This window comes from Terriglobia bacterium (assembly GCA_020073205.1).
In the GTDB taxonomy this organism is placed as follows: Bacteria; Acidobacteriota; Polarisedimenticolia; order Polarisedimenticolales; family JAIQFR01; genus JAIQFR01.
In genome coordinates this window covers 28,567-52,092 of the sequence record JAIQFR010000009.1, presented here as the reverse complement: position 1 = coordinate 52,092, position 23,526 = coordinate 28,567, and the positions used below count along the sequence as shown (strand labels likewise).

Genomic DNA, 23,526 nt, shown 5'->3' with positions numbered 1-23,526 from the left:
CACGTCCACCCGATCCCCGGCGCGGGGGGGACTCGTGGTGTAACATTCCGAGCTGTACGCTCCAAGGTCCTTCGCACCGGTATTCGGGATCGGGGGCCTGGCGGCGCAGCGAGGGGTAGGAGGCCATCCATGCAGAAGCGCGTCCTGGGAATCGCGGCCGTGGCGGGGCTTCTCGCCATCTCCGCCGCGCTGGCGCTCGCTCAGGAGACCGTGGCACCCGAGTACAAGTGGGTCAAGGGAGACACGGCGCGGTACAAGATGACGATCGAGAAGCTGCAGAAGGTAGCCGGCACCCAGCAGGGCGAGGCGACCGACAATCGGTTCTACATCTGGCGCCAGGAGGTGACCGACGTCGCTGCGGACGGCACGGCGACCGTTCAAGCCAAATTCGAATCCGCCGGGGATCATCTCCAGATCCCTTCGCAGAAAGTCGACTTCACGTACGATCCCGCGAATCCCGACGACGAGAAGCGGAAAGCGAGTCCCCTTGCGATCCCGTACACGGCGATCATCGGAGAGTCCATCACCTTCAAGCTGAACAAGAAGGGGAAGCTCCAGGCGGTCACCGGCTTCGACACGCTCACCAAGAAGGTCCTTGACGAGATGAAGGCCGCCCCCAACGGAGCTTCCTACCTCCCGTTCGCGCAGGACTCCCTCGGAGACCTGCTGGAGTGCCAGATGGAAGGGCTGTTCCGGCTGCTCCCCGAGAAGCCGGTGAAGCCGGGGACGCTTTACCGGAAGGCCAAGGTCCGGGAACCCCATCCGGTCCTAGGGTCCCTCATCTTCGAAACGGATTACACGCTCGCAGGTTCTGAGCCGTTCCAGGGGGACGACAGCTTCAAGTTCACCTACGCCACGTCGAGGACCGTCGAGATACCGGCTGCCGGCGCCGCTGCGCCTCCTCCCTCGCCGTCCAACGGCAAACTGAGCGACGCGAAGGGATCGGGCGAGTTCTACCTGAGCAAGTCGAAGGGAATCGTGACGAAGAACTCGTTCCAGTTCGGGATGACCACGGAAACGCCCGCGCCCGCTGCCGCGGGAGGGACGCCCGGGACGATCTCGACGCGCGAGGACCTGAAGACCGTCGTCGAGCTGGCTCCCGCCGAGGGCGCCCCCGCGGCACCCGCCGCGCCGCCGGCGGCGCCTCCCGCCGAGGGCCAGCCCAAGTAGGCCGCGACGCGATCGAGAGAAAGAGCGCAACGGGGGGCCGGGGGCGACGGGTTTTCCCGATGTTCCCGGCCCGTCGTGTTTTCCGACCTTTCTGGCTAGAATCCCTCGTGCCCATCCGACGCCTTCCGCACGTGTCCGCGGTGGTCCTCTTCGTCGCGCTGTTCGTCGCGTGCGGCGCCGCGTCGGCGCTCCGACTGTCCGCGACCTTCGACGAGACGACGCACCTGCCCGCCGGCTTCACCTATCTCGACCGGCTGGATTTCCGCCACAACCCGGAGCATCCGCCGCTGGCGAAGATGTGGGCCGCGCTGCCGCTCTGGATCTCCGGTCGGGGATCGGCGGACTACGATTCCCCGAACTGGCTGGGCGCCCACGTCCCGCCCGGCGACCCGCGCCGATCCCGGGCCGACCAGTGGAAGTTCGGGTACGAGTTCCTCAACGGGCGGATCGGCGATCCGGTCAGGAAGGACCCGAGGCGGGTGCTCATGCCCGGCCGGATGGCGATGCTGGCGGCGGGAGTGCTCCTGCTGCTCGTGGTGTACGCGCTGGCCCGGGACCTGTGGGGGAGGGATGGGGCGCTCGTCGCGCTCGCCCTGGGCGCGCTCTCGCCGACGACGCTGGCGCACGCCGGGCTCGTGACCACCGATCTACCCGCGGCGCTCGGCTTCGCGGCGACCGCGTGGTGCTTCCTGCGCTTCACCCGCCGTCCGGGGTGGAGGCCCGCCGTGGCGACCGGGGCGTCCCTCGGGGCCGCTCTCCTGACGAAGTACACGGCGATGCTGCTGGCGCCGATCCTCGTGCTGATGGCCGCCGTGTGGATCGTCGCGGGGGTCGCTCCCGGCGGCCGACCCGCCGCCGGCCGCTGGCGTGCCGCCGCGGCGGGTCTCGCCGGCGCGTTCCTGGTGGCGTACGTCGTCCTGTGGGCGGGGTACGGCTTCCGGTACTCGGCGGTGACGGATCCCGGCTACCGGCTCGAGTGGGAGATGCTGGACAAGGTCCACGGGCCGATGGCATCGGCGATCGCGTGGGCCAAGGACGCCGAGGTGCTGCCCGAGGCCTGGCTCTTCGGCCTCGCGTACGCTCGGGGCGGAGCCTCCGCGAGGCTCGCGTTCCTGAACGGGGAGCAGTCGGTCACCGGATGGTGGTACTACTTTCCGGAGGCGTTCCTGCTCAAGACGCCCCCAGCGTTCGTGCTCCTCCTTCTTTGGGTGCTTCTGGCGGGGATCGCGAGGACGCGGGGCCGCTCCGTCGACGGGTGGCTCCTCGCGATCCCGCCGGTCTTGTACTTGGCGGCGTCCATGGCGGGCAACCTGAACATCGGGTATCGCCACCTCCTGCCCGTGGTCCCGTTCCTGTTCGTCGCCGCGGGCGGGACGGCAGGCTTGCTCGAGGGCACCCGGGTTCGGCGGGCGGCGGCGACGACGCTCCTCGCGGGCTGCGCCCTTTCCTTCGGCCTCGCGACGCCCCGCTACCTGTCCTACTTCAACGCGTTCGCGGGCGGGGCCCGGGGCGGCTTCCGCTACCTCGTGGACTCGAACATCGACTGGGGCCAGGACCTGCCGGCCCTCGAGGCCTGGCTGGACGCGCACGGCCACGAGTCCGTGGACCTCGCCTACTTCGGCACCGCCGATCCCAAGGCCTACGGGATACGGTATCGGAAGGTGGTCCGGGTGCACGACTTCGAGCCGACCGAGCCGTCGGTGCGGCCGGGGCGCGGCGACCTTTTCGCGGTGAGCGTCACGCTCCTCGAGGGCGTGTACCTGGACGCGGACCACGAGGTGGCGCAGGAGGCGCTGCGCCGCGGCCTCGTCGCCGAGCGCAGGATCGAGGACTGGATCGCTCTGCGCGACGGCCGGGTCGCCCGCGGGGAGCGGTTCCCGCCGCTCGCCGACTGGCTTCTGGCGTCGGGGGGGATCTCCCCTGGCCAACGGACGGAGATCGAGGCAGGCCTGCTGACCACCTGGATGAGCCGGCTCCGGGACACGCTGACCCCCGTCGGACGCGCGGGAGACTCGATCCTGATCTACCGGATCCCCTGATCGCCCGATTGACTTTTCCCCTCCCGCGTCCTCAGAATCGGCGGCGGAGGGCGGAGCAGCATGGACATCGCCTTCATCGCCCCGCTCGAGCGGGCCCTGGACCGGATGAAGCGGATCCTCTTCAGGCCGTTCGAGGTCGAGACCTGGATCGTACTGGGCTTCGCGGCGTTCCTGTCCGCCCTCGGCGAGGGTGGAGGCGGTTGGAACGCCGTGCTCCGCCGCTCGATCATGCGGCGGGAATCGGAGGACCTGGGGGAGGCGACCGGCCGGGTCTTGGAGCTCCTCCGCAACCCGATCTGGGTCGTCGTGATCGTCCTCGCGGTCTGCATCGTGCTCGCCCTGGTCGTGCTGTTCCTCTGGATCAGCTCCCGGGCGAAATTCATCTTCCTCGACGGCGTCATCCACGACCGCGCGGCGATCGTGGAGCCCTGGAAGCGCTTCCAGAGGCTCGGGGACTCGCTCTTCCTCTGGCGGCTCGTCTTCGCGGCGATCTGCATCGTGCTGGCCCTCCTGCTCGTGCTGCCGCTCGCGCTCGTGGTCCTCAGCGCGTTCCGGGGCGGCTGGCTCGCGGCGCGCGTCCTCGCGCTCGTCGGACTGGGCGCCGTCATCGTGGCCCTGGTGCTCGCCGTGCTCTTCGTGGAGATGCTCCTCGGCAACTTCGTGGTCCCGGTGATGTACCGGGACGACCTGGCCGCGACCGCGGCGTGGGGGCGGTTCGTCCCGCTCCTCGGGAGCCACTTCATCCGGTTCCTCCTTTACGGGTTGTTCCTCTTCGTGCTCACGCTCGGGGTCGTGGTGGCGATCGTCGTCGCGGGCTGCGCGACGCTCTGTTGCGGCTTCATCCTCCTGGCGATTCCCTACGTCGGCTCGGTGCTCGTCCTGCCGGTCTCGGTGACCTACCGCGCCTACGGGCCGGAGTTCCTCGCGCAGTTCGGGGCCGACTGGTCGGTGTTCCCACCGCCGCCGTCACCGGAGCCCGTTTCACCGCCGCTCCAGGAGGACGGTCCGGTCGCGTAGTCCGGGCGGCGCCCGTCCCCGCGGTCTATAATGCCCGGCTCGGTCCGACCTGACGGCGGAGAGCCAAGCCCATGCAGCCGGTCGAGATCAACCAGAACCTCCAGACGGCGGTCCTCGGGCAGGAAGAGACCCTTCGATTCGTGTCGGTGGCGATCTTCAAGCACCTGCAGGGGGAGAAGTACGGGAACCTCCTGCTGATCGGGAATTCCGGCACCGGCAAGACCACGGTCATGCGGGCCATGGAGCGGCTGTACCAGTCGCAGCCGGCGTTCGCGGAGTACCGGGTCGTCGTCATCCTGAACGCGAACACGATGGCGAGCGAGGAGGGCGTGATCGACACCTCGCGCCTCCTCTTCAGGCTCGAGGAGCGCGCGCGCCAGATCCTGGGCGACGAGGCCTCCGGCGAGGAGATCGGCCGCTACATGGAGCGCGCCACCGTCTGCCTCGACGAGATCGACAAGATCTCCAGCGTCGTGGGCGGGAAGCCGTACGTCACCGGCATCAACATCCAGCAGGCCCTCCTCACCCTGATCGAGGGGGAGCGGATGCTCCACCAGCTGACGATCTTCAAGGGCAAGGTGCCCGAGCGCGCCTCGGTGACCGTGAATACCGGGAAGATGCTGTTCCTCTGCGCGGGCGCGTTCGAGACCCTGTACGACCAAGTGTTCCGGCGCGTCACGTCCGCCACGAGCCGCGTGAAGCTCCCCACGGAGACCGTGTACGAGAACGGCGAGGTCCAGATCCGGGAGGTCTTCGCGCTGCGCCATCACTTCAAGCAGGAGGACCTGTTCGACTACGGAATGGTGCCGCAGTTCCTCTCCCGGTTCGACAACGCGATCATCCTCGAGGACCTGAACGGACCGCTCCTCAAGCGCATCTTCCTCGAGCCGCCGGACAGCGTCTTCAACGCCTCGAAGAACTTCTTCAAGAACTACAAGATCGAGCTCGAGGTGACCGACGACGCCGCCCGCAAGGTCGCCGAGGAAGCCGCGCTGTCCCGTCGCATCGGCGCACGCGCCCTGAAGGCGATCTGGGGGCGGATCATCAAGCGATTCGAGTTCGACCCGTTCTCCCAGCCCGAGGTGAAGAAGGAAGGGGACCGGTTCCGCTTGGTCGTCGACGACAAGGTCGTCTACCAGGCGCTCAAGCCCCCCGTCTGACGGCGGGGGTCCCGGACCCGCCGGCCCGGTCGCCCGATTCCCTCGCGCCGGGCGCCGAGGTTCAACGTGCGGTCCCCGACGCGAGGAGCGGAGCCCCGAGATGAGCGTGCGCATCACCCAGGTGGACGCCTTCACCGACCGGCCGTTCGCCGGGAATCCCGCCGCGGTCTGCCTCCTCCCCGAGCCCCGGCCCGACGCCTTCATGCGCGACGTGGCGCGGGAGATGAACCTGTCGGAGACGGCCTTCCTGGTCCAACGGGGGGGTGATTTCGACCTGCGCTGGTTCACGCCGACGGTCGAGGTGGACCTCTGCGGGCACGCGACCCTGGCCTCCGCGCACGTCCTCTGGGAGGAGGGCCGGCTGCCCTCGGACGCGGCGGCGCGCTTCCACACCCGGAGCGGGCTCCTGACCGCCGAGAAGCGCGGGACGCTGATCGAGATGGACTTTCCCGCGGAGCCGGCGACGGAGTCGGAGGAGTCGCCCGATCTCGAGCACGCCCTCGGCGTCCGCCCGACGTTCGTCGGCAGGAACCGGCTTGACCTCTTGGTCGAGGTGGAATCGGAGGAGACGGTCCGCCTCGTCTCGCCGGACTTCACCTGGCTCAGGGCGATCACGACGCGCGGGGTGATCGTGACCAGCCGCTCGTCGTCGCCAGATCGGGACTTCGTTTCGAGGTTCTTCGCCCCGGCCGCGGGCATCGACGAGGACCCGGTCACCGGCTCCTCCCACTGCTGCCTCGGGCCGTACTGGGGCGCGAAGCTCGGCCGTCCCCGGCTCGTGGGCTACCAGGCGTCCGCCCGCGGCGGCACGGTCAACGTGCGCCTGAACGGCGACCGGGTGATTCTCGGAGGCACGGCGGTCACCGTCCTCCGCGCGGAGCTGCTGTAGTCCGCGGCCTTCGGAGGGGAGCGCTTGGGCCAGCCACCGCATCGGGTCGTCGTCACGGGTCTCGGGCCGGTCACCTCGATCGGCAACGGGGTCGATGCGTTCTGGGAAGGGATCGTCCTGGGCCGCTCGGGAACGCGCACCGTGGACTACGACTGGATCCACGGGCACCCCTTCAAGTCGAGGGTCGGCGCCCCCGTGGCCGATCCGGATCCCGCCTCGTTCGGTCTGACCGGGCGGGAGGCGCAGCTCCTGGATCCGACCTCCCGCTACGCCCTCGCCGCGGCCGCGCTGGCGCTCCGGGACGCCGGCCTGAGGACGACCCCCGTGGACGAGAAGGGCCGCGAGCTGAGCGTCGACGGCATCGATCCGGAGCGGACCGGCGTGATCATCGGGACCGGCATCGGCGGGCTGTGCACGCTCGAGAAATCGCACCGAGCCTGGGTCCGTGGGGAGCCCATCACCGGCGCGCTCCGCTACTCGCTGCCCATGCTGATCCCGAACGCGCTGCCGGCGCAGGTGGCGATCCGCTACGGCTTCCGCGGCGAGTGCAAGGCCGTGGTCACCGCCTGCGCGTCGGGGACCATGGCCCTCGGCGACGCCTACCGGCTGATCCGGGACGGCGAGCTGGACGTGGCGGTCGCGGGGGGGGTGGAGAAGACGCTGTCCGACGTGGACGGCTACGGCCTCCTCGGCTTCGACCTCCTGAGGACCCTCTCGACGCGAAACCACGAGCCGGAGCGCGCCTCGCGGCCCTTCGACACCGACCGCGACGGGTTCGTGCTGGGCGAGGGGGCGGGGCTTCTGGTCCTGGAGCGCGAGGAGCACGCGCGGGCCCGCCGCGCGAGGATTCACGCCCGCGTCGCGGGGTACGCCACGACCTCAGACGCGCACTCGATGATGCAGATCGAGCCGAGCGGCGACCAGATGGTCCGCGTGATGGAGCGCGCGCTGGCCTCGGCCGGCGTCGCCCGGGACGAGGTCGGGTACGTCAACGCCCACGGAACCTCGACGAGGCTCAACGATCCGCTGGAAGCCCGGGCGCTCCGCCGGGTGTTCGGAACGCGCATCTTCGACGTCTGGGTGAACTCGACGAAAGCGATGACCGGGCACGCCATCGGCGCCGCGGGAGGGATCGAGGCGATCGTGACCGTCCTGAGCCTCGCCCGGGGGCTCGTTCACCGTTGCGTCAATCTCGACAATCCCGACCCCGAGTGCGACCTGGCCCTGCCGAGGGAGAACCGGCCGCTCCGGGCCGTCGCGGCGCTCACCAACTCGTTCGCGTTCGGCGGGCACAACGCGACGCTGGTGCTGGCGGCGTCCTGACGCCGGGGCGCGGGCCGATCGGTCCGTAACTCTGTATCACAAAGTACTTGACAAGTCCGTTCCGTCGCCCTACGATCTCCGCATGAGGTCCACCGCACCGCTTCGAACGCGCGCCGGGGCCCCTCCGGCCCTGGAGGAGCGCGCGCTCGACCACCTGCACTTCATCCGCGACACGATGGAGGGGGCCTCGCGGTTCACCGCGGTGCCGGGGCGGGGGATCGTCCTGATCGGACTGACCGCGCTCGCGGCCGCGTGGCTCGCCTCGACGCGGGGGAGCGTCCTCGGGTGGATCGTCACCTGGCTGGCCGAGGCGATCACCGCCCTCGCCATCGGTGTGGCCACGGCCGCGCTCAAGGCGCGCGCGGCGGGGGTCGCGCTCTTCACTGCGCCCGGACGCAAGGCGGCGCTGGCGTTCGCCCCGCCGCTCCTGGCAGGGGCGTTTCTCACGGCGGCGCTGTACCGGGCGGGTCGACCGGACCTCCTGCCGGGCACCTGGCTCCTCCTGTACGGGACCGGGATGGTGACCGGCGGCGCGTTCTCGGTCCGGGTGGTGCCGGTGATGGGACTCGGGTTCATGCTGGCGGGAGCGGGCGCCCTGCTCGGCCCCGCGTCGTGGGGCGGCCCGGCGATGGCCGCGGGCTTCGGAGGCCTGCACCTCCTGTTCGGCCTCCTGATCTGGAGGGAGCACGGTGGGTAGGACGAGGTCCGCCTCGCGGGCGCAGGAGATCACCGGCCGCCCGGCCTCGCGCGGCGCGGCGACGGAGCCGCCGGGGAAGGCCGCGGCGCTCGACCGGCTGATCCACGAGCGGCTGCGCCTCGGGATCGTCAGCGCCCTGGCGGTGAACGACGCGCTGACGTTCGTGGAGCTGAAGGCGCTGCTCAAGACCACCGACGGCAACCTGAGCGTCCACGCCCGGAGGCTGGAGGAGGCCGGCTACATCGCGTGCACGAAGCGATTCGAGGGAAGGCTCCCGCGGACCCACTACCGGCTCACGGCGAGCGGTCGAAGGGCGCTCGAGCGTTACCTGGACCACATGGAAGCGATCATCCGCGCGACCCGCGTGCGCTGACGGGTTTTTTTTCGGGAGAGACTCTACGATGCAAAGCACTTTGAAAACCGCCCGCCATGGCCTCCACGTGGCGATCATCATGGACGGGAACGGCCGGTGGGCCGCGGCGCGCGGCCGCCCGCGGACGGCGGGGCACCGGGCCGGCGCCAGGGCGGTGCGACGGACGGTGGAGGCTGCCCCCGGACTCGGAATCGACACGCTCACGCTCTACGCCTTCTCGTCCGACAACTGGAAGCGGCCGCCGGACGAGGTCGCGACCCTGATGCGCCTGTTCCGGGACTACCTCCTGGGACAGACAGCGCGCTGCGTGGAGAAGGGGGTCGACCTCCGCGTGATCGGGCGGCGGGACCGGCTCCCGCCCGACGTCCTGACGGCGGTGCGCGCCGCGGAGGAGTCGACGGCCGGCGGGACCGCGCTCGTGCTGAGGCTCGCGGTCGACTACTCCGCGCGCGACGCCATCGCCGCGGCGGCAACGGGCCTCGCGCGCGCCTCGGCCCCGCCCGGCCTCGGGGGGGACGCGAGGGGGGCCCTCGCGACGCTCCTCGATCCCCAGCACCCGGGGGCGGGGGCGGCGCCCGACGTGGACCTCCTGATCCGGACCGGCGGCGAGCAGCGCCTCTCCGATTTCCTTCTGTGGGAGTGCGCGTACGCGGAGCTGTACTTCACCCCGGTGATGTGGCCCGACTTCGGGGCCGAGCACCTCGAGGCGGCGCTCGCCGAGTTCCGGCGGAGGGAGCGCCGGTTCGGCGGCCTGGCGCGCGCCGCGACGGGTTGAGCACGGGGTTCCCGAGGATCGAGGGTCCTAGGAGCCCGCGATGCGGCGAAGGATCGCGGGCGGGGAGGTGAGCCGTGCGGGTCGCGAAGGGCGTTCTCGGACACTGGTTGCCGATCGCGGCGGTGGCGACCGTCCTCTGCGGCCTCGTCTACCTCTCGGTTCAGCAGACGTTGCGGAGCTCGGCGAACGATCCGCAGATCCAGCTGGCGGAAGACGCGGCGGACTCCCTCGCCCGCGGCGAACCCGTCACGTCCGTCTTGCCCTCGGGCCGCATCGACGTCGCCCGAAGCCCCTCGTCGTTCATGGTGGTGCTCGACGAGAAGGGGGAAGTCGTGGGAGCGTCCGGGCTCCTGCACGGGAAGGTGCCGATCCTCCCCCCGGGGGTGCTCGGGTTCGCCCGACAGCACGGGGAGCACCGGGTCACCTGGCAGCCCGAGGCGGGGGTGAGGATCGCCACGGTGGTGATCGGCTACGACGGGGAGAAGCCCGGCTTCGTCGTGGTGGGGCGCTCGCTGCGCGAGATCGAGACCCGGATCGCCCGGGTCGGCGGGTTCGCCCTCGCCGCCTGGCTCGCCGCCCTCGCGGGGTCGCTGGTCCTGGTCCTCGCCTGCGAGCTGTTCCTGCTCGGCGAAAGGGAACGCGCCTAGCCTCCCGCCCCGAACGTCCGCCGCAGGAAGAAGTACTCGTTCACCGGATGGTCGTCGCTCAGGGCGGGAACCCGCGGGCCTTTCGAGACCACGGAATCGAGGGAGAGTTCCCTCGTGAGGACCTGAGCGAACGGCGCCCTGGGATCGATGCCCGGCCACCACTCCATCAGATCCCTCGTCGCGGTCGGCGGGAGTCGCGAGGCGAGGGTCAGGGCATCGGCGGGCGGCAGTGGCTCCTCGGTGCACAGGAAGTGCATTCCATACCCCGCCACCGACGGGAACGCGCGCACGTTGGGGAATGACGCCAGGAGGGCGCGGACCACCGACGAGACGGTCGCCTCGTCCCCCTTGTAGAACCACTGCTGCAACACCCCGCCGGGCGCCAGATGCCGGCGAATCAGCCGGTAGAACTCCTCGGAATAAAGGAGGCTCGACCCCGCCGCCTCGGCCGGAGGCGGCGGATCGATGGCCACGAGGTCGTAGAGCTCCGACGTTCGCTCGAGGAATCGCCGGCCGTCGTCGATCACGACGCGGGCGTTCGGGGAGCGCAGGAGGTCGGGACCGTCGGCGTGGTAGTAGCCGAACAGGGCGGGAACGCTGGGCACCAGCTCCACCGCGGTCACCGGGATGTTCCACGAGAGGGCGGACCGGAAGCTGGTTCCCATGCCGAAGCAGATCACCAGGGCGTTCCGCGGCGGTGACGAGCGGAACGCCGCCGGGAAGTGCACCATCATCTTGGTGACCGGGGTCAGCGCGGACATCCCGTACCCGTTGACCAGGAGCTGCTTCTTCATCCCCTCGCCCGTCGCGATCACCGTCGCCTCGTAGTCGCGAAGGACCTGGCGCGCGGGGTACACCGTCTCGAAGTCCTTCGTCGCGCCGCCGAGGACTAGCGCCACGGCGGCGCAGGGGACGAGGACGGCCAAGCCGCGGCGGGGTCCCGGCTCTCCCGGGGCGATCCGGCCACGGGCCAGCGGCCAGAGCGCGAAGAGCGGCAGCGCCAGGAGGATCAGGGAGGTTCGCTCCCCGATGTGCGGGAGGAGCACGAACCCGGCGAGGAGGGGGCCCGCGATGCAGCCGAGCACGTTGACCGCGTATGCGCGCCCGGCGCGGTCGGGATCGCCGCCCGAGCACCGATCCACGAGCATCGGCGTCAGGAACCCGACGGCGCCGCAGAACAGGACGAGCCCGATCCCCACGCGGACCGTTCCCGGGAACGGCTTGTCCACGAGGGGTAACCGTGGATCCGCGGCGAGCAGCGGCATCAGGCCCGCCGCCCCCGCCAGGGGCCAGGCGTGGAGTCCGAGCGCGGCGAACCGTCCGGCGCCGCGCGACGAGGCGGCCCACCGGCGGTAGAGTCCCGAGCCCACGAACGTGGCGGCCAGATAAACGGCGAGGATGCAGGCGAACGCGTAGACGAACGTCCCGAGGTACGGCGTGAACTGGCGGGTCCAGACGACCTCCATCGCCATGCTGACCATGCCGGTGCAGAACAGCATGAGGAGAAGGGGCCACGGCGACGCGCCGACCGGCGCAGGCCGCTCCGGCGGAGCCTTACGCTTCTCCTCCTTCCCTTCCTCGCGCCTCCCGAGGCTCAGGGCGAGGGCCGTCGCCGCCAGCGCCAGGTTGAGGATCGCCGCGGTCGCGAGCGTTCCCCTGAAACCGAACAGCTCGATGAGCACGAACGCGGAGGCCAGGGTTCCGGCGGTCGCGCCCATGACGTTCGCGACGTAGAGGTAGCTGAACGATCGCTCCGGCGCCGAACCGGCGGCGCGCCGGATCGCCGACATCGCCAGCGGGAACGTCGCGCCCATGCAGACGCAGAACGGGAGCAGCGCCAGGGCGACCCAGGAGCCCGAAACGAGGTAGTAGGCGGCGGAGCGCCAATCCGCCCCGCGATCCACCCCCAGAAGAAGAAGGCGCCCCCACAGGAACAGGCGCGGCACCGCGAGAGCCGAGATCGAGATCCCGAGCTCCGCCGACGCGTAGAGCCTCAGGGGGAGGGACGGACCCCGGTGCGCGAGCCGCGCGGCGAGCCGCCCGCCGCCGACGCTGCCGACGGCGAGGCCGGCCATGAACACCGACAGGACCGTTGACACCGCCGGGGTCGTGGCGCCGAACGTCGCCATCGCGAGACGGATCCAGACCACCTCGTAGACGAGGCTGCAGAATCCCGAGACGAGGAAGAAGCCGTAGAACCACCGGATCCTGATCAAAGGGCGTCTCCCGACGGATGCGAGCGGGCTCCGGACTATAGCAAAAAGCTCCTTCCTTACCTGCCTCGACGCCGAATCCCGTGGATCTCTCCCCCGAGGTCGTCCGACACGAGCATCGACCCGTCGGGCAAGACGTCGACGGCCGCCGGCCTCCTCCTCACGCCGCCGGCCACAGCAGCCGGAACACGAGCCCGGTCGCGACCGCGTACACGACCGCGTCGGCGATTCCCCTCAAGGAATTCGCCCACGGGATCCCCTTCCAGATCGAATCCTGGAAGTACCCGTAGGCGTACCCCACGAACGCCACGGTTCCGGTGATGCGCATGACCGTGAGCCCGTCGGTGGAGAGGGAGAGACTGTGCCGGGCGACGTAGGCAGCGGTGAAGCTGATGAGAAGACACAGCAGGGCCCACTGCAGCAGGTGCTTCCCGAGGGCCGGCGCGCCGTGCCGCATCAGCGTGAGCATCGCGACGGGGCCCTCGGTGTACTTCTTCATGACCGCCGGGTCCTTCATCTGGGAAGGGGTGCCGCAGTACGGGACGAAGTAGACTCCCGGGGCGGCGCCGCCCTTCTGCACCACCTCGCGGAACGCCTCCTCGTTCGGCAGCCCTCGGTAATCGTGCTTGTGGTGTTTCAGCAGCATGTGCGAGATGGAGCTGAGGACGAACACGGCGACGGTTGAGACGACGACGGGGAGCCACAAGGTCCCGAACGGCATGGCGGCCTCCTGTTCCGGCATCTCCGGGGGCCGGATCCCGCCATGCTAACCCGGCGGCCGGCGCCGCGCACCAAAGTGCTCGCCTCATTCGCAGGAGCTCGCCTCCCTTGGCGCGCATGCCCCCTGCGACGCGGGCCTCGGCGTTCCCGACGACCGCGCGCCGAGGGTTCCCTCGATCGAGCCCGCCCGCGGCGCGACGAGGTAGTACCGGCTCCCGACGCCGGGCGTGAGCGTCTGCGTCAGGTCGGCTCCCGCGGAGCACGCGACGGGCAGGTGATCCCAGCTCCCCGCGCGGAGCGCCGAGAGCGTCCCTTCGTAGATCGCGTAGTCGGTGGCGGTCCCCGCGCACGAGGCGCCCCAGGTCATGGTGAGGTCCGCTCCCGCCGCCTTCGCGACGCGGACCGGCGCTCCCGGGGCGCCGTCCGGGACGGTCCCCGCCGCAGGGTTCGCCGCCGCGATCGTGAAATCCGCGTTCGTGGCGTCCGAGCTGCACGCGGACGGGTAGGGGAAGGGGGTCGGGCTCACGCGGTTCGGGCGGATCACCCGGACCCGTGCGTGGGCCCCGGGCGCCGAAGGCACCGTCCACGAGTACGTGCCGTCGTTGGCCTCGCCCGTGGCGATCGGAAGCCACGACGAGCCGGAGTCCGTCGAGTATTCGAGGCTCACCGTCCCCGGGTCCGCTCCGGCCTCCGTCGTCGCGGTCCAGCTGATCGAGTGCACCGTCCCCGCCGTCCAGCTCTCCCCCCCGTTCGGCGCGGTGACCGCCAGCGTGTGCGGGTAGTGGCAGTGCGCGGCGTCGCGGTCGTCGTCGCCGAGCCGCGGGCCACGGCCGTTGCCGTAAGCGGTCGCCCGCATGATCGAGTCGGCCACCGTGGAGTGCCCGAAACCGATCCCGTGGCCGAGCTCGTGCGCGGCGACCTCCGCGAGGTTGTCCGTGTTTCCGAGAAAGCACTCGAAGGCGTTGTTGAAGATCAGGTAGAGCCGGAGCGCCGGGTAGAAGGTCACGTTGTTGACCGTCCTCCCCGTGGATCCCGAGCGCCAATACCCGCCGAGCGCCAGGACGCCGGAGCAGCCGGAGGGGTCCGTGATCTCCCCGTACGGGTCGCCGAACAGGACGATGTTCACAGGAGGGTAGGCGACCGCCGGGCTCTGCGCATTCGTGCCCGAGAAGTTGTAATTCTCGTTGCCGCTCTCAAGCATCACCCGCCCCTCGGGCACGTGGGTCCACGCGGCCATGCCACGCTTGATCTCGTTCACGGCGGCGGGGCCATTGCTCAGCGGGTTCCTCGCCTGCTCGATGTTGACCGTGATCGCCGTTCCCGAGTCGGTCTCCTCCCACCGCGTCGGCGACGTGGCGCTCAAGGGGGTGAAGTCGAAGGCCGGCGGCGCTCCGACGTCGACAGGGCGGTATCCTGCGGCGAGGCTTCCGCCGCCCCCTGCGACCGGCGCGCTGCCCGGCACGACGCGCTCGTCGTCCCAAAGGAGCCGATCGAGCTCGGGCGGAGCGAAAGCCATCCCCGCCGGCGGGGAGAGCGTGCGAGGGCGTCGTACCGCAGGCTTCGACGTCCCCGGGGAACGGAACGGGTGGTTCTCGACCACCGCGACCAGATCGCGGACCGGCAGGTCTTCGATCGAAGGGTCGGGGCGGCGCAGGATCGTCCCCTGTCCCGAGAGATCCCGCGTCGCGCGGTCGCCGTCCCGGGTGGCGCCCTGCCGAATGGCGAACTTGCCGAAGAACATCCCCGCGGTTCGCGGCGCTCCGTCGCGCGCAAACTCGACGAAGACGAAGACCCGCTCGCCCGGCTCGTAGACCGGAACGGCGTCCACCTCGTGAACGAGTCCACCGTACCTTCCACCGGGCTGCCGGAGCACGATCTCGCGCAGGTCGTTCGGTCCCCGGTACGCCGCGACGACCCCGATGCTGACGTAGGTTGCCAGTGATCCTGTTTCAGGATCGTAACCCGAGGCGACGCGCGTCACGTCGCCCTCGACCACGACCGGCGCGATCTCCGCGAGCCCCTCGGGCGGCAGGTAGATCGACATCGTTGCAAAAAGCGGCGTCACGGCGAGGAAAGCAGCCGGGATCGACGCTCCGAGCGAAGCCCAGGGACGGCGCATGGCGCATCCTCCCGCGCCGGACGTCTCGTCGCGCTCCGGCGGTCCATCAGGAACTTCGTGCAACGCGCGAGCCAAAGGAGATCCGCCTTGGACGCTCCGGACCTCCCCCGGGCGGGCTTTGCCCCGCCGAGATCGCGTTGTTATGCTTCGCGACATGGCGCCCCGGGCATCGAAGGCCGTCGTGGCTCCGTCGCCGCGACGCGGGACCTCTCGCGTGCTCGTGGTCGTCGTCCTCGCCGTGGCGGTGCTCGTCGCGTACCTTCCCGTGCTCCTGAGCGGCTTCGTGGACTACGACGACGACCAGTACGTCACCGCGAATCCCCACGTGCAGAGCGGCCTCACCGCGGACAGCCTCCGCTGGTCGTTGACCTCGTTCGACGCCGCAAACTGGCATCCGGTCACCTGGATGTCGCACATGCTCGACTGGCAGCTCTTCGGGCCGCGGCCGGCGGGGCATCACGCGGTGAGCCTTCTGCTCCACCTCGCGAACACGCTGCTGCTGTTCCTCCTCCTGGAGCGCATGACCGGGTGCAGGCTCCGCAGCGCCGCGGTCTCACTGCTCTTCGGGCTGCATCCGCTGCACGTGGAGTCGGTGGCCTGGGTGGCGGAGCGCAAGGACGTGTTGAGCACCTTGTTCTGGCTCCTCGCCACCTGGGCCTACGCGCGCTACGTCGACGCGCCCGGGGTGGCCCGGTACGCCGTGGTCCTCCTCTGGTTCGCCGCCGGGCTGGCCGCCAAGCCGATGCTGGTGACCCTCCCCTTCACGCTGCTGCTCCTGGACCGCTGGCCGCTCGAGCGGGACGTTCGTCCGGCGCGGGTCCTCCTGGAGAGGCTGCCGTTGGCCGGCCTGGCCCTCGCCTCTTCATTGATCACCCTCGCGGCCCAGCACGCCGGCCGGGCGATCGTTCCCCAGGAGCTCATCTCGTTCCCCGAGCGCCTGGCGAACGCCACGGTCGCGTACGTCGCCTATCTCGTGAAAGCCTTCGCTCCCTTCGGCCTCGCGGTCCTCTACCCTCACCCGCGATCGGCGCTCCCGGCGTGGAAGGTCGCCGGCGCCGCGCTGCTCTTGATCGCGATCACCGCCGCCGCGATTCGGCTGAGGCGCCGCGCCCCGTATCTTTCCGTCGGATGGTTCTGGTATCTGGGGACGCTGGTGCCCGTCCTGGGCCTCGTGCAAGTCGGCGAGCAGGGGATGGCGGACCGCTACACGTACGTCCCCCTCGTGGGGATCTTCGTCATCGTCGCGTGGGGAGTTCCCGATTTGCTCCAGGCGGCCCGGGTTAGGGTGGGAAGGAGCGGAACTCGCGCGCTCGCCGCGCTGTCGCTGCTGATCGCGGTGGCGCTGGCCGGTGCCACGTGGGCTCGAACGCTCGCCTGGCACGATTCGGCGACGCTCTGGCGGGACGAGGTCCGAAAGCAGCCGCGGAGCGCCCGCGCCCACTACAAACTGGGATTCGCCCTCGCGGCGGACGGCCGCGAGGGTCAGGCGATCGGAGAATACGGTCGGGCCATCGAACTCGATCCGTACGATGCCGCCGCGCACAACAACCGCGGCAATCTCCTCGGTCGCGAAGGGCGCGATCGCGAGGCCCTCCTGGACCTCGACCGGGCCGTCGCGATCCAGCCGAAAGCCGAGACTTACAACAACCGGGGGATCATCCGAGCGCACCTCGGGGACCATGCGTCCGCGGTCGCGGACTTCGACCGGGCCATCGCCCTCGACCCGAGCTACGGGGCGGCGCGCGGAAACCGAGCGGTGTCGCTCTGGAAGCTCGGCGATTACGATCGCGCGTGGTCGGACGTCGAGGCGTCGCGGCGGCTCGGTCGCGAGCCGCCTCCCGCGTTCATCCGGGCGCTGGAACAGGCGAGCGGCCGCCATCCGGGGTCGGGCTAGATCGCGCGGCGCGCCGGCGTCGCCCCGCGTGAGATCACGGGCGCTGGCGGGCGCGCTCCTGGGCCAGACGGAGATCGGCGCGAGCCTCTTCGAAGTCCGGCTGGATCCGCAGCGCCTCTTGGAACCGTCCGATCGCCTCAGGGATCCGCCCCAGCCGGAGAAAGGCGAGGCCCAGATTCACGTGGGCCTTGGCGAGTCCCGGGCTCAGCCGGAGCGCCTCGCGATACTGCTCGACGGCCTCCTCGAGCCTCCCGAGACGGGCCAGGGCGTTCCCCAGGTTGTTGCGGGCTTCGCCGTCGTCCGGCTTGAGGCGTAGCGCGTCGCCGTAGTGCCGGATCGCCTCGGCCGGCCGGCCGGCGTCGAGCAGCTCGTTGCCCAGGTTGTAGTGTGCGTCCGCGAGGTCCGGGCGCTTCCGCAGCGCCTGCTCGTACTCCTCGATCGCCTCGAGGCGACGCCCTTCCTTTCCCAACGCGATCCCCAGATTGAAGTGGGCCTCGGCGTAATCCGGCCAGATCCGCAACGCTTCCTCGTAGTGGGCGATGGCTTCCATGGTCCTGCCCCTCTTGAACAGGACGAGGCCCAGATTGTTGTGCACCAGCCAATTGTCCGAGGTGACCGCCAGGGCGTGCTCGTAGAGCGCCACGGCGTCCGCCCAGTACCCGACCTGGGTCCGCGTCACCAGGCCCAGCGGCAGGACGGCGGCCAAGGCCGCGCAGGCGGCGGCACCCCGGGAGAGACGGCTCCCCCTCGCGAGCTCGCCGAGACCCCATGCGATCGCGACGAAGAGGCCGACGAACGGCACATAGGTGTAGCGATCCGCCATCGCCTGTCCTCCGACCTGGACCAGCCCGATGACGGGGACCAGCGTGCCGAGGTACCAGAGCCAACCGACGGCGAGGTAGGGGGCGCGCGACGCCAACCGGAGCGCCATCGCCGTGACGCCCGCGAGAAGGAGCGCCGACCCCGCCACCTCCCACGTGAGGAGCCCGAGGTGCCGGTAGGGGTAGAGGATCGCCAGCGTCGCCGGCCAAACCGCTTTCCCGAGGTAGGAGGCGTAGGCCACCACCCCGTTCGCGAGACGCTCGACGAAGGTAAAGTCCAGGAGGGTCTTCACGGCTCCGCCGCCGCGTTGGGCGACGAAGGTCACGACGCAGGACGCCGCCGACAAGGCGAACAGGGGCGCCTTCTCCCGCAACAGGCCGGCGAGCGGGCCGGACGACCACCGGACCGGAAGCGTCATCCGGCAGAGCGGCCAGACGTCGAGCAGCAGCAGCGTGAACGGCAGCGTCACCGGCATCGGCTTCGCCATCAGCGCGAAAGCGTAGAGCCCGAGCACGAGGACCTGCCGGACGACGGTCCTCGACTCCAGGTACGAGAGCCAGGCGGCGAGCGTCAGGAGCCAGAACAGCGTGCTCAGGACGTCCTTCCTCTCCGCGATCCAGGCGACCGATTCCACGTGCAGCGGGTGAATGGCGAAGAGGCAGGCGGCGAATGCGGGCCGCCAGAGCGCGCCCGTCATGCGGGAGAGGAGCAGGAAGAGCAAGGCGGCGTTCGCCGCGTGGAGCAGCAGGCTGGTCCGGTGGTGCTTTCCGGCGTCGAGACCGAAGAGCCGCACGTCGAGCAGGTGGGAGAGCCAGGTGAGCGGGTGCCAGTTGGCGCAGTCGGTGGCGGTGAGGGCCCAGGCGACGGAGCGTCCGTCGAGTCCCTCCCGGACGTGCACGTTATCCGTGACGTAGAGGTTGTCGTCGTAGTTGATGAAACCGCTCGAGAGCACTCCCTCAAACGCGGCGAGCGTGACGGCCACGAGCGCGGCCGAGATCGCAGCGCGGGCGGCGGCGGATGGGCGCCGCCGGGCGACGGGATCCGCGAAGGTTCTCGTCCGTCCGCCGAGCCTCATTTCGCGGGAGGCGGGACGCGGCGGAGCCCTCCGGCGTCCACGAAGAAGCGGAGCGTGCCGTCCGCCATCCGGCGCCACCCCGTCAGATACGAGGTGTAATCGACGACCTCCTTTCCGGACGGGTCCTTGTCACGGATCTCGGCTTCGCCGACGGTGACGCCCAGCGAGCCGTCGGCGCCGCCGGCGGCGAGAGCGGTCTCGCGATCCAGCTCGATCAGCTCGCGGTCGGGCGACGGGTCCGCCCCCCGGGATGCGGGGAGCAGGACGACGATCGAGCAGGTCAGGGTGGCCGCGGCGAGCCGCCGATGGAATCTGCCTTTTCGCGTCATTCCGGGCCTCACGAGTTCCACGGTCTCATTCTCGACCCGTGGCCCGGGAGATGACAAGCCGCTCGATCCTGGCGGTAGGAAGCTCGGAGTGGACCGGCTCCCTCGAGCGTGTGGGTGAGGCGGAACTCAGAACAGCGATTCGGTGGTGATCTGGAACACCGGGCCCTTGCCGCGATCCGGGAGCGCAACCTCCAAGCGGAGGATGCGCACCACGGAGGCGCGGGTGACCTCCGCGAGAAGCCCGCAGCCCACGTTGCCACGCCACCCGTCGGTGGGCGGCCCGATCCGTGGCTTCCACGTCCTGCCGCCGTCGGCGAATACCGTGAACCCCAGGGCCGCCACGTGGAGGAGCTCGCCGGTGATGCGGCGACGCCACTCCAGATTGGTCACCATCCTCGACGTGCCGTCGAAGGTCCTGGGGTCGTAGCCGCGAAGGCCGGAATCGGCCCCCAGCGTGAGCTGCTGCTCGCCATCGAGCTTGTGGCCGATATCGGCCGCCAAACGCATCCGCCAGCCCGCTGTTCCGGTGAGCGCGCCCCCCAGCTCGAGGTGGGTGACGCCGTTGGCGAAGGCGCCCCGCTCCAGCCGACCCGAGAGGCTGCCCACCAGCCAGGAATACGTCCGACCCGTCATCTGTCCCACGGTGAGCGAGCCTCGATAGCGCAAGCGGGCCCGGTCAGCGCCGAACGCCGGAAGCGAAGGGCCGGCCGTCACCTGCCAGTTGGGCCCCAGCGGCAGGTCCTCCTGCCGCAGCCACGCTCGGAACCCCTGCACCACTCTCCAGTTGAAGATCTGGTGCTCCCAGCCCACCTCGATGCCCCGGAGGTCGCGGTCTTGCGGCTGGGGATACGGGGAGCCGTCGAGGCGTTGCCAGTCGTGGAAGAGGGCTCTCTCGCCGAACACTCCGAGGGTGAGGCGGTCCGTGAGGATGCCGTCGCCCGGCAGCCGCAGCCCACCCCACACGTCGAAGCTGCGGGTGTCGACCTGGCCCACCACACGCCGCTCGCCGCCCGACCAGAGGTACTCCTGCAGCCCCTCGCGCCGCCACGCGGCGCCGCCGGCCCGCGGCGTCAGAATGGCGAAGAACGGATACTGGAGTTGAAAGAAGTCCGTGGACCCGTCGGAGGACTTCTTGTGCTCGAGCTCGAGCTGCCAGCGGGTGCTCAGGAAGGTGAGGTCCCTGTAACGGAAGGTCGTGGTCGTGCGCTCGGGGTCGGAGCCGAACTCGAGAAGGATGCTCTTGCCCAGGCCGAAGAGGTTGTCCTCCGAGATGCTCGCGCTGGAATGCCCGCCGTTCCCGGAGATGCCGACGTCGATGCCGACGCCGGTCGTCCACTGGTCGTGGGTCTCCACCAACACTTCGGCTCCACCGGGGACCGGGTGCGCCGAGATGTGCACCGGGTTGAGGAAGCCCGTGCTTCTCAGGATCAGCTCGCTCTCGGCGAGGCGCGTCGGATCGAGAGGGTCGCCGACGTGGACGACCAGCAAGGAGCGAATGAAGTTCTCGCGGGTCAGGATGTGCAAGGCGTCGACCCAGCGGTAGGGCCACCTGGACGTGGCCGGGTCGTCGAGATCGTAGACATCGTGGCGCTCGACGCGCACTGCCACGATCGGCGTTCCGAGCGCCACCTCCTCCGTGCCCGCGCCCATGGCAGCGAGCGCGCATACGGCGCCGACGACCCACATGTCGACCTTCGATGAGCCGGCTCTCGAGAAACCTCGTCACGGGCGGCCGGCAGGCGCCGGTTCGAAATGGCGGTAGAAGAAGCGCTTCGCGAGCTCCCCGGAGACGATGTACATCGCGACGATGAGAGCGAGCAGAGCCAGGAAGGACGCGGGCAGCCGCGTCAACCCCAGGGCGGGCGCGAAGGGGAGGAAAGGCAGCACCAGCGTGACCGCCGCCACGCCCAGGGTCGCCAGCAGCAGGCGCCTCCCCGGTCGGCTGCGAAAGAAGGGGCGGCGGCTGCGGACCACCAAGACGATGAGGGATGCGGAGAGCACCGACTCGACGAACCAGCCGGTGCGGAACTGATCGGTGCCGGCGCGGAGAAAATACAGGAGCGCGCCGAAGGTCAGGTAGTCGAAGACCGAGCTCAGCACGCCGAAGGTCAGCATGAAGGAGCGGATGAAGCCGATGTCCCAACGGCGGGGCCTGGCCAGCATCTCGGCGTCGACGCGATCGCTGGCGATGGTCATCTCCGGCATGTCGGTGAGCAGGTTGGTGAGCAGGATCTGCTTGGGCAGGAGCGGGAGGAAAGGCAGCAGCAGCGAGGCGCCGGCCATGCTGAACATGTTGCCGAAGTTGGCGCTCGTGGCCATCAACACGTACTTCAGCGTGTTGGCGAAGGTGGTCCGCCCCTCCCGTACGCCCGCGATCAGCACGTTCAGGTCCTTTTCCAGCAGCACGATGTCGGCGACCTCCTTGGCGACGTCCACGGCGCTTTCGACCGACAGGCCCACGTCCGCGGCGTGCAGCGCCGAGGCGTCGTTGATCCCGTCGCCGATGTAGCCGACCACGTTGCCCGCCTTGCGCAAGGCCAGGATGATGCGCTCCTTCTGGTTGGGCTCCACCTCGGCGAAGACGTCCACCTGGCCGACCCGGGCGAGGAGCGCCCCGTCACTCATCCGCCTCAGCCCATGTCCCGAAAGCACCCGGGCGCCACCGAGCCCGATCGCGCGCGCCACGGTGGCGGCCACGAGTGCGTTGTCCCCCGTGATGACCTTGAGATCGACGCCGAGCTCGCGCAGCCGGCCGACGGTCGCCTCGATGCCGGGCTTGGGTGGGTCGGAGAACAGGATGAAGCCGACGAAGCTCATGCCGGCTTCGCTCTCCTTGCCGATCCTGGCTTCAGTGCCTGGCCGCCTGCAGGCGATGCCGAGGGTGCGCTGGCCATCGCCGCTGTACCGGACGTACTGCGCCTCGATCTGTTCCCGCACGCTCTCCAGCGGTATCGGGGCTCCCGCCGCGGTCTCGGCGGTGGTGCACACCTCCAGTATCTGGGCCAGGGCCCCCTTGGTGATCATCAGGTGGCCTTCGGGGCCGGCCGCGAGGATGGAGAGGCGCTTGCGGAGGAAGTCGTAGGGGACTTCGTCCAGCTTCTTCCAGCCCGAGATGTCGATGCTGCCGTGATTGCGGATCGCGGCATCGATGGGGCTCGGGAAGCCCGTCTCGAAGGAGGCGTTCAGGTAGGCGTAGAGCAGCGCCCGATCGCTCGCCTGTCCGTCCAGGTCGTTGGCGGACTGGAGCGTGACGGCCCCCTCAGTGATGGTGCCGGTCTTATCCGTGCACAGCACGTTCATGCTACCGAAGTTCTCGATCGAAGCCAGGCGCTTGACGATGACCTTCTGCTCGGCCATGCGGCGCGCGCCGTGAGCGAGGTTGATGCTGACGATCGCCGGAAGGAGCTGCGGGGTCAGGCCCACGGCCAGCGCCATCGAGAACAGGAAGGAATCGAGAACGGGGCGGTGGAGGTAGACGTTGAAGGCGAAGATGCCGATCACCAGCAGCAGGGTCACCTCCAGGAGCAGATAGCCGAAGCGCCGCACCCCGCGCTCGAAGTCGGTCTCGGGAGCGCGCAGCTTGAGGCGTTCCGAGACGGCGCCGAACTCCGTATCCCTTCCGGTCGCCACCACCACCGCCGTGGCCGTGCCGGAAACCATGTGGGTGCCCATGAAGACGGCGTTCGTCCGCTTGGCGAGCGGCGTACCGGCGTCCAGGACCGAGACGGACTTCTCGACCGGGAACGTCTCGCCGGTGAGGGTGGCCTCGTCCGCGAAGAGGTCTCGCGCCTCGAGGAGCAGGCAGTCGCCCGGGGCCGTGGCGCCGGCCGAGAGGAGCACGACGTCGCCGGGCACGACGTCGGTCAGGGGAACGTCGTGCGGCGCGCCATCCCGCAGCACGCGGGTCTTGACTTCGACGAGCGAGAGGAGCTTCTCCACGGCTCCCGCCGCCCCCCGCTCCTGCCAGAACCCCAACAGGCCGCTGGCCGCCACGATGACGAGGATGATCGCGGCGTCGGTGTTATCGCGCAGGAAGACCGAGATCACGGTGGCGCCGAGGAGCATGAGCACGATGGGGCTCGAGAACTGCGATAGGAGGAGCGTCAAGGCGTCCGTGCGCTTCTTGGGCGATAAGCGGCGGCCCGCGCAGCGCTTCGCGCGGTCGGCGGCCTCGGCCGCGGAGAGGCCGCCTGGGGCGGTCTCGAACCGTCTCAGGACCTCCGCGGCGGGTACGCTCCAGAAAGGTGGAAGTTGCGGCTCCATC

At 70.1% G+C, this 23,526-nt stretch carries 18 protein-coding genes; 11 read left to right on the top strand and 7 right to left on the bottom strand.

The features are described 5' to 3' along the window. The first annotated feature begins 129 nt into the window (after window positions 1-129). From LAO51_03230 to LAO51_03185, 10 genes are all read left to right on the top strand, one after another. Window positions 130-1,170 (top strand): hypothetical protein, encoded by a 1,041-nt coding sequence (locus tag LAO51_03230; GenBank protein MBZ5637752.1) that lies wholly within the window; start codon window positions 130-132, stop codon window positions 1,168-1,170. A 107-nt stretch (window positions 1,171-1,277) separates the two neighbouring features. Continuing rightward, complete coding sequence (locus LAO51_03225; GenBank protein MBZ5637751.1) at window positions 1,278-3,209, top strand: glycosyltransferase family 39 protein; 1,932 nt, start codon at window positions 1,278-1,280, stop codon at window positions 3,207-3,209. 60 nt (window positions 3,210-3,269) lie between these two features. Next, window positions 3,270-4,226, top strand: a complete 957-nt coding sequence (locus LAO51_03220) for a hypothetical protein (GenBank protein ID MBZ5637750.1) — start codon at window positions 3,270-3,272, stop codon at window positions 4,224-4,226. Between the two features lie 71 nt (window positions 4,227-4,297). Continuing rightward, a complete protein-coding gene (locus LAO51_03215; GenBank protein ID MBZ5637749.1) occupies window positions 4,298-5,386 on the top strand; it encodes an AAA family ATPase in 1,089 nt (362 codons plus the stop codon). A 100-nt stretch (window positions 5,387-5,486) separates the two neighbouring features. Next, entirely contained in the window at window positions 5,487-6,275 is a 789-nt protein-coding gene (locus tag LAO51_03210) for a PhzF family phenazine biosynthesis protein (GenBank protein MBZ5637748.1), read from the top strand. A gap of 24 nt (window positions 6,276-6,299) precedes the next feature. Beyond that, the gene (locus LAO51_03205; protein MBZ5637747.1) at window positions 6,300-7,598 is read left to right on the top strand and encodes a beta-ketoacyl-[acyl-carrier-protein] synthase family protein; all 1,299 of its coding nucleotides are present in this window, start codon (window positions 6,300-6,302) and stop codon (window positions 7,596-7,598) included. An 82-nt stretch (window positions 7,599-7,680) separates the two neighbouring features. Continuing rightward, window positions 7,681-8,295 (top strand): hypothetical protein, encoded by a 615-nt coding sequence (locus LAO51_03200; protein MBZ5637746.1) that lies wholly within the window; start codon window positions 7,681-7,683, stop codon window positions 8,293-8,295. A gap of 28 nt (window positions 8,296-8,323) precedes the next feature. Then, on the top strand, window positions 8,324-8,668 hold the full coding sequence (locus LAO51_03195; protein ID MBZ5637745.1) for a transcriptional regulator: 345 nt from the start codon (window positions 8,324-8,326) through the stop codon (window positions 8,666-8,668). Between the two features lie 28 nt (window positions 8,669-8,696). Beyond that, the gene (locus LAO51_03190; GenBank protein ID MBZ5637744.1) at window positions 8,697-9,443 is read left to right on the top strand and encodes a di-trans,poly-cis-decaprenylcistransferase; all 747 of its coding nucleotides are present in this window, start codon (window positions 8,697-8,699) and stop codon (window positions 9,441-9,443) included. A 74-nt stretch (window positions 9,444-9,517) separates the two neighbouring features. After that, on the top strand, window positions 9,518-10,090 hold the full coding sequence (locus LAO51_03185) for a hypothetical protein (protein ID MBZ5637743.1): 573 nt from the start codon (window positions 9,518-9,520) through the stop codon (window positions 10,088-10,090). Here LAO51_03185 and LAO51_03180 read toward each other — a convergent pair. The 3 genes from LAO51_03180 to LAO51_03170 all read right to left on the bottom strand — a co-directional run bounded on the left by LAO51_03180 (window position 10,087) and on the right by LAO51_03170 (window position 15,142). After that, window positions 10,087-12,306 carry a fused MFS/spermidine synthase gene (locus LAO51_03180; protein ID MBZ5637742.1) on the bottom strand — a complete coding sequence of 740 codons (2,220 nt, stop codon included), beginning with the start codon at window positions 12,304-12,306 and terminating at the stop codon, window positions 10,087-10,089. The two genes, LAO51_03185 and LAO51_03180, sit on opposite strands and share 4 nt — an antisense overlap. Window positions 12,307-12,463: 157 nt before the next feature. Beyond that, entirely contained in the window at window positions 12,464-13,024 is a 561-nt protein-coding gene (locus LAO51_03175; GenBank protein MBZ5637741.1) for a hypothetical protein, read from the bottom strand. Between the two features lie 84 nt (window positions 13,025-13,108). Beyond that, window positions 13,109-15,142, bottom strand: coding sequence for a matrixin family metalloprotease (locus LAO51_03170; protein MBZ5637740.1), 2,034 nt, complete (start codon window positions 15,140-15,142; stop codon window positions 13,109-13,111). Window positions 15,143-15,323: 181 nt separating this feature from the next. Here LAO51_03170 and LAO51_03165 point away from each other — a divergent pair, with 181 nt between their 5' ends. Beyond that, window positions 15,324-17,036, top strand: a complete 1,713-nt coding sequence (locus LAO51_03165; protein MBZ5637739.1) for a tetratricopeptide repeat protein — start codon at window positions 15,324-15,326, stop codon at window positions 17,034-17,036. Between the two features lie 34 nt (window positions 17,037-17,070). Here LAO51_03165 and LAO51_03160 read toward each other — a convergent pair whose 3' ends face one another. The 4 genes from LAO51_03160 to mgtA all read right to left on the bottom strand — a co-directional run bounded on the left by LAO51_03160 (window position 17,071) and on the right by mgtA (window position 23,525). Then, window positions 17,071-18,840 carry a tetratricopeptide repeat protein gene (locus LAO51_03160; GenBank protein MBZ5637738.1) on the bottom strand — a complete coding sequence of 590 codons (1,770 nt, stop codon included), beginning with the start codon at window positions 18,838-18,840 and terminating at the stop codon, window positions 17,071-17,073. 89 nt (window positions 18,841-18,929) lie between these two features. After that, entirely contained in the window at window positions 18,930-19,262 is a 333-nt protein-coding gene (locus LAO51_03155) for a hypothetical protein (GenBank protein MBZ5637737.1), read from the bottom strand. Window positions 19,263-19,388: 126 nt separating this feature from the next. Next, window positions 19,389-20,948 (bottom strand): hypothetical protein, encoded by a 1,560-nt coding sequence (locus LAO51_03150; protein ID MBZ5637736.1) that lies wholly within the window; start codon window positions 20,946-20,948, stop codon window positions 19,389-19,391. A 36-nt stretch (window positions 20,949-20,984) separates the two neighbouring features. Beyond that, on the bottom strand, window positions 20,985-23,525 hold the full coding sequence (gene mgtA, locus LAO51_03145; protein MBZ5637735.1) for a magnesium-translocating P-type ATPase: 2,541 nt from the start codon (window positions 23,523-23,525) through the stop codon (window positions 20,985-20,987). Between the last annotated feature and the right edge of the window lies 1 nt (window position 23,526).

Coding starts and splice junctions, on each gene's coding strand:
- LAO51_03230 (MBZ5637752.1), top strand. CDS start 130: ATGCAGAAGCGCGTCCTGGGAATCGCGGCCGTGGCGGGGCTTCTCGCC.
- LAO51_03220 (MBZ5637750.1), top strand. CDS start 3,270: ATGGACATCGCCTTCATCGCCCCGCTCGAGCGGGCCCTGGACCGGATG.
- LAO51_03215 (MBZ5637749.1), top strand. CDS start 4,298: ATGCAGCCGGTCGAGATCAACCAGAACCTCCAGACGGCGGTCCTCGGG.
- LAO51_03210 (MBZ5637748.1), top strand. CDS start 5,487: ATGAGCGTGCGCATCACCCAGGTGGACGCCTTCACCGACCGGCCGTTC.
- LAO51_03200 (MBZ5637746.1), top strand. CDS start 7,681: ATGAGGTCCACCGCACCGCTTCGAACGCGCGCCGGGGCCCCTCCGGCC.
- LAO51_03190 (MBZ5637744.1), top strand. CDS start 8,697: ATGCAAAGCACTTTGAAAACCGCCCGCCATGGCCTCCACGTGGCGATC.
- LAO51_03175 (MBZ5637741.1), bottom strand. CDS start 13,024: ATGCCGTTCGGGACCTTGTGGCTCCCCGTCGTCGTCTCAACCGTCGCC.
- LAO51_03170 (MBZ5637740.1), bottom strand. CDS start 15,142: ATGCGCCGTCCCTGGGCTTCGCTCGGAGCGTCGATCCCGGCTGCTTTC.
- LAO51_03155 (MBZ5637737.1), bottom strand. CDS start 19,262: ATGACGCGAAAAGGCAGATTCCATCGGCGGCTCGCCGCGGCCACCCTG.
- LAO51_03150 (MBZ5637736.1), bottom strand. CDS start 20,948: ATGTGGGTCGTCGGCGCCGTATGCGCGCTCGCTGCCATGGGCGCGGGC.
- mgtA (MBZ5637735.1), bottom strand. CDS start 23,525: ATGGAGCCGCAACTTCCACCTTTCTGGAGCGTACCCGCCGCGGAGGTC.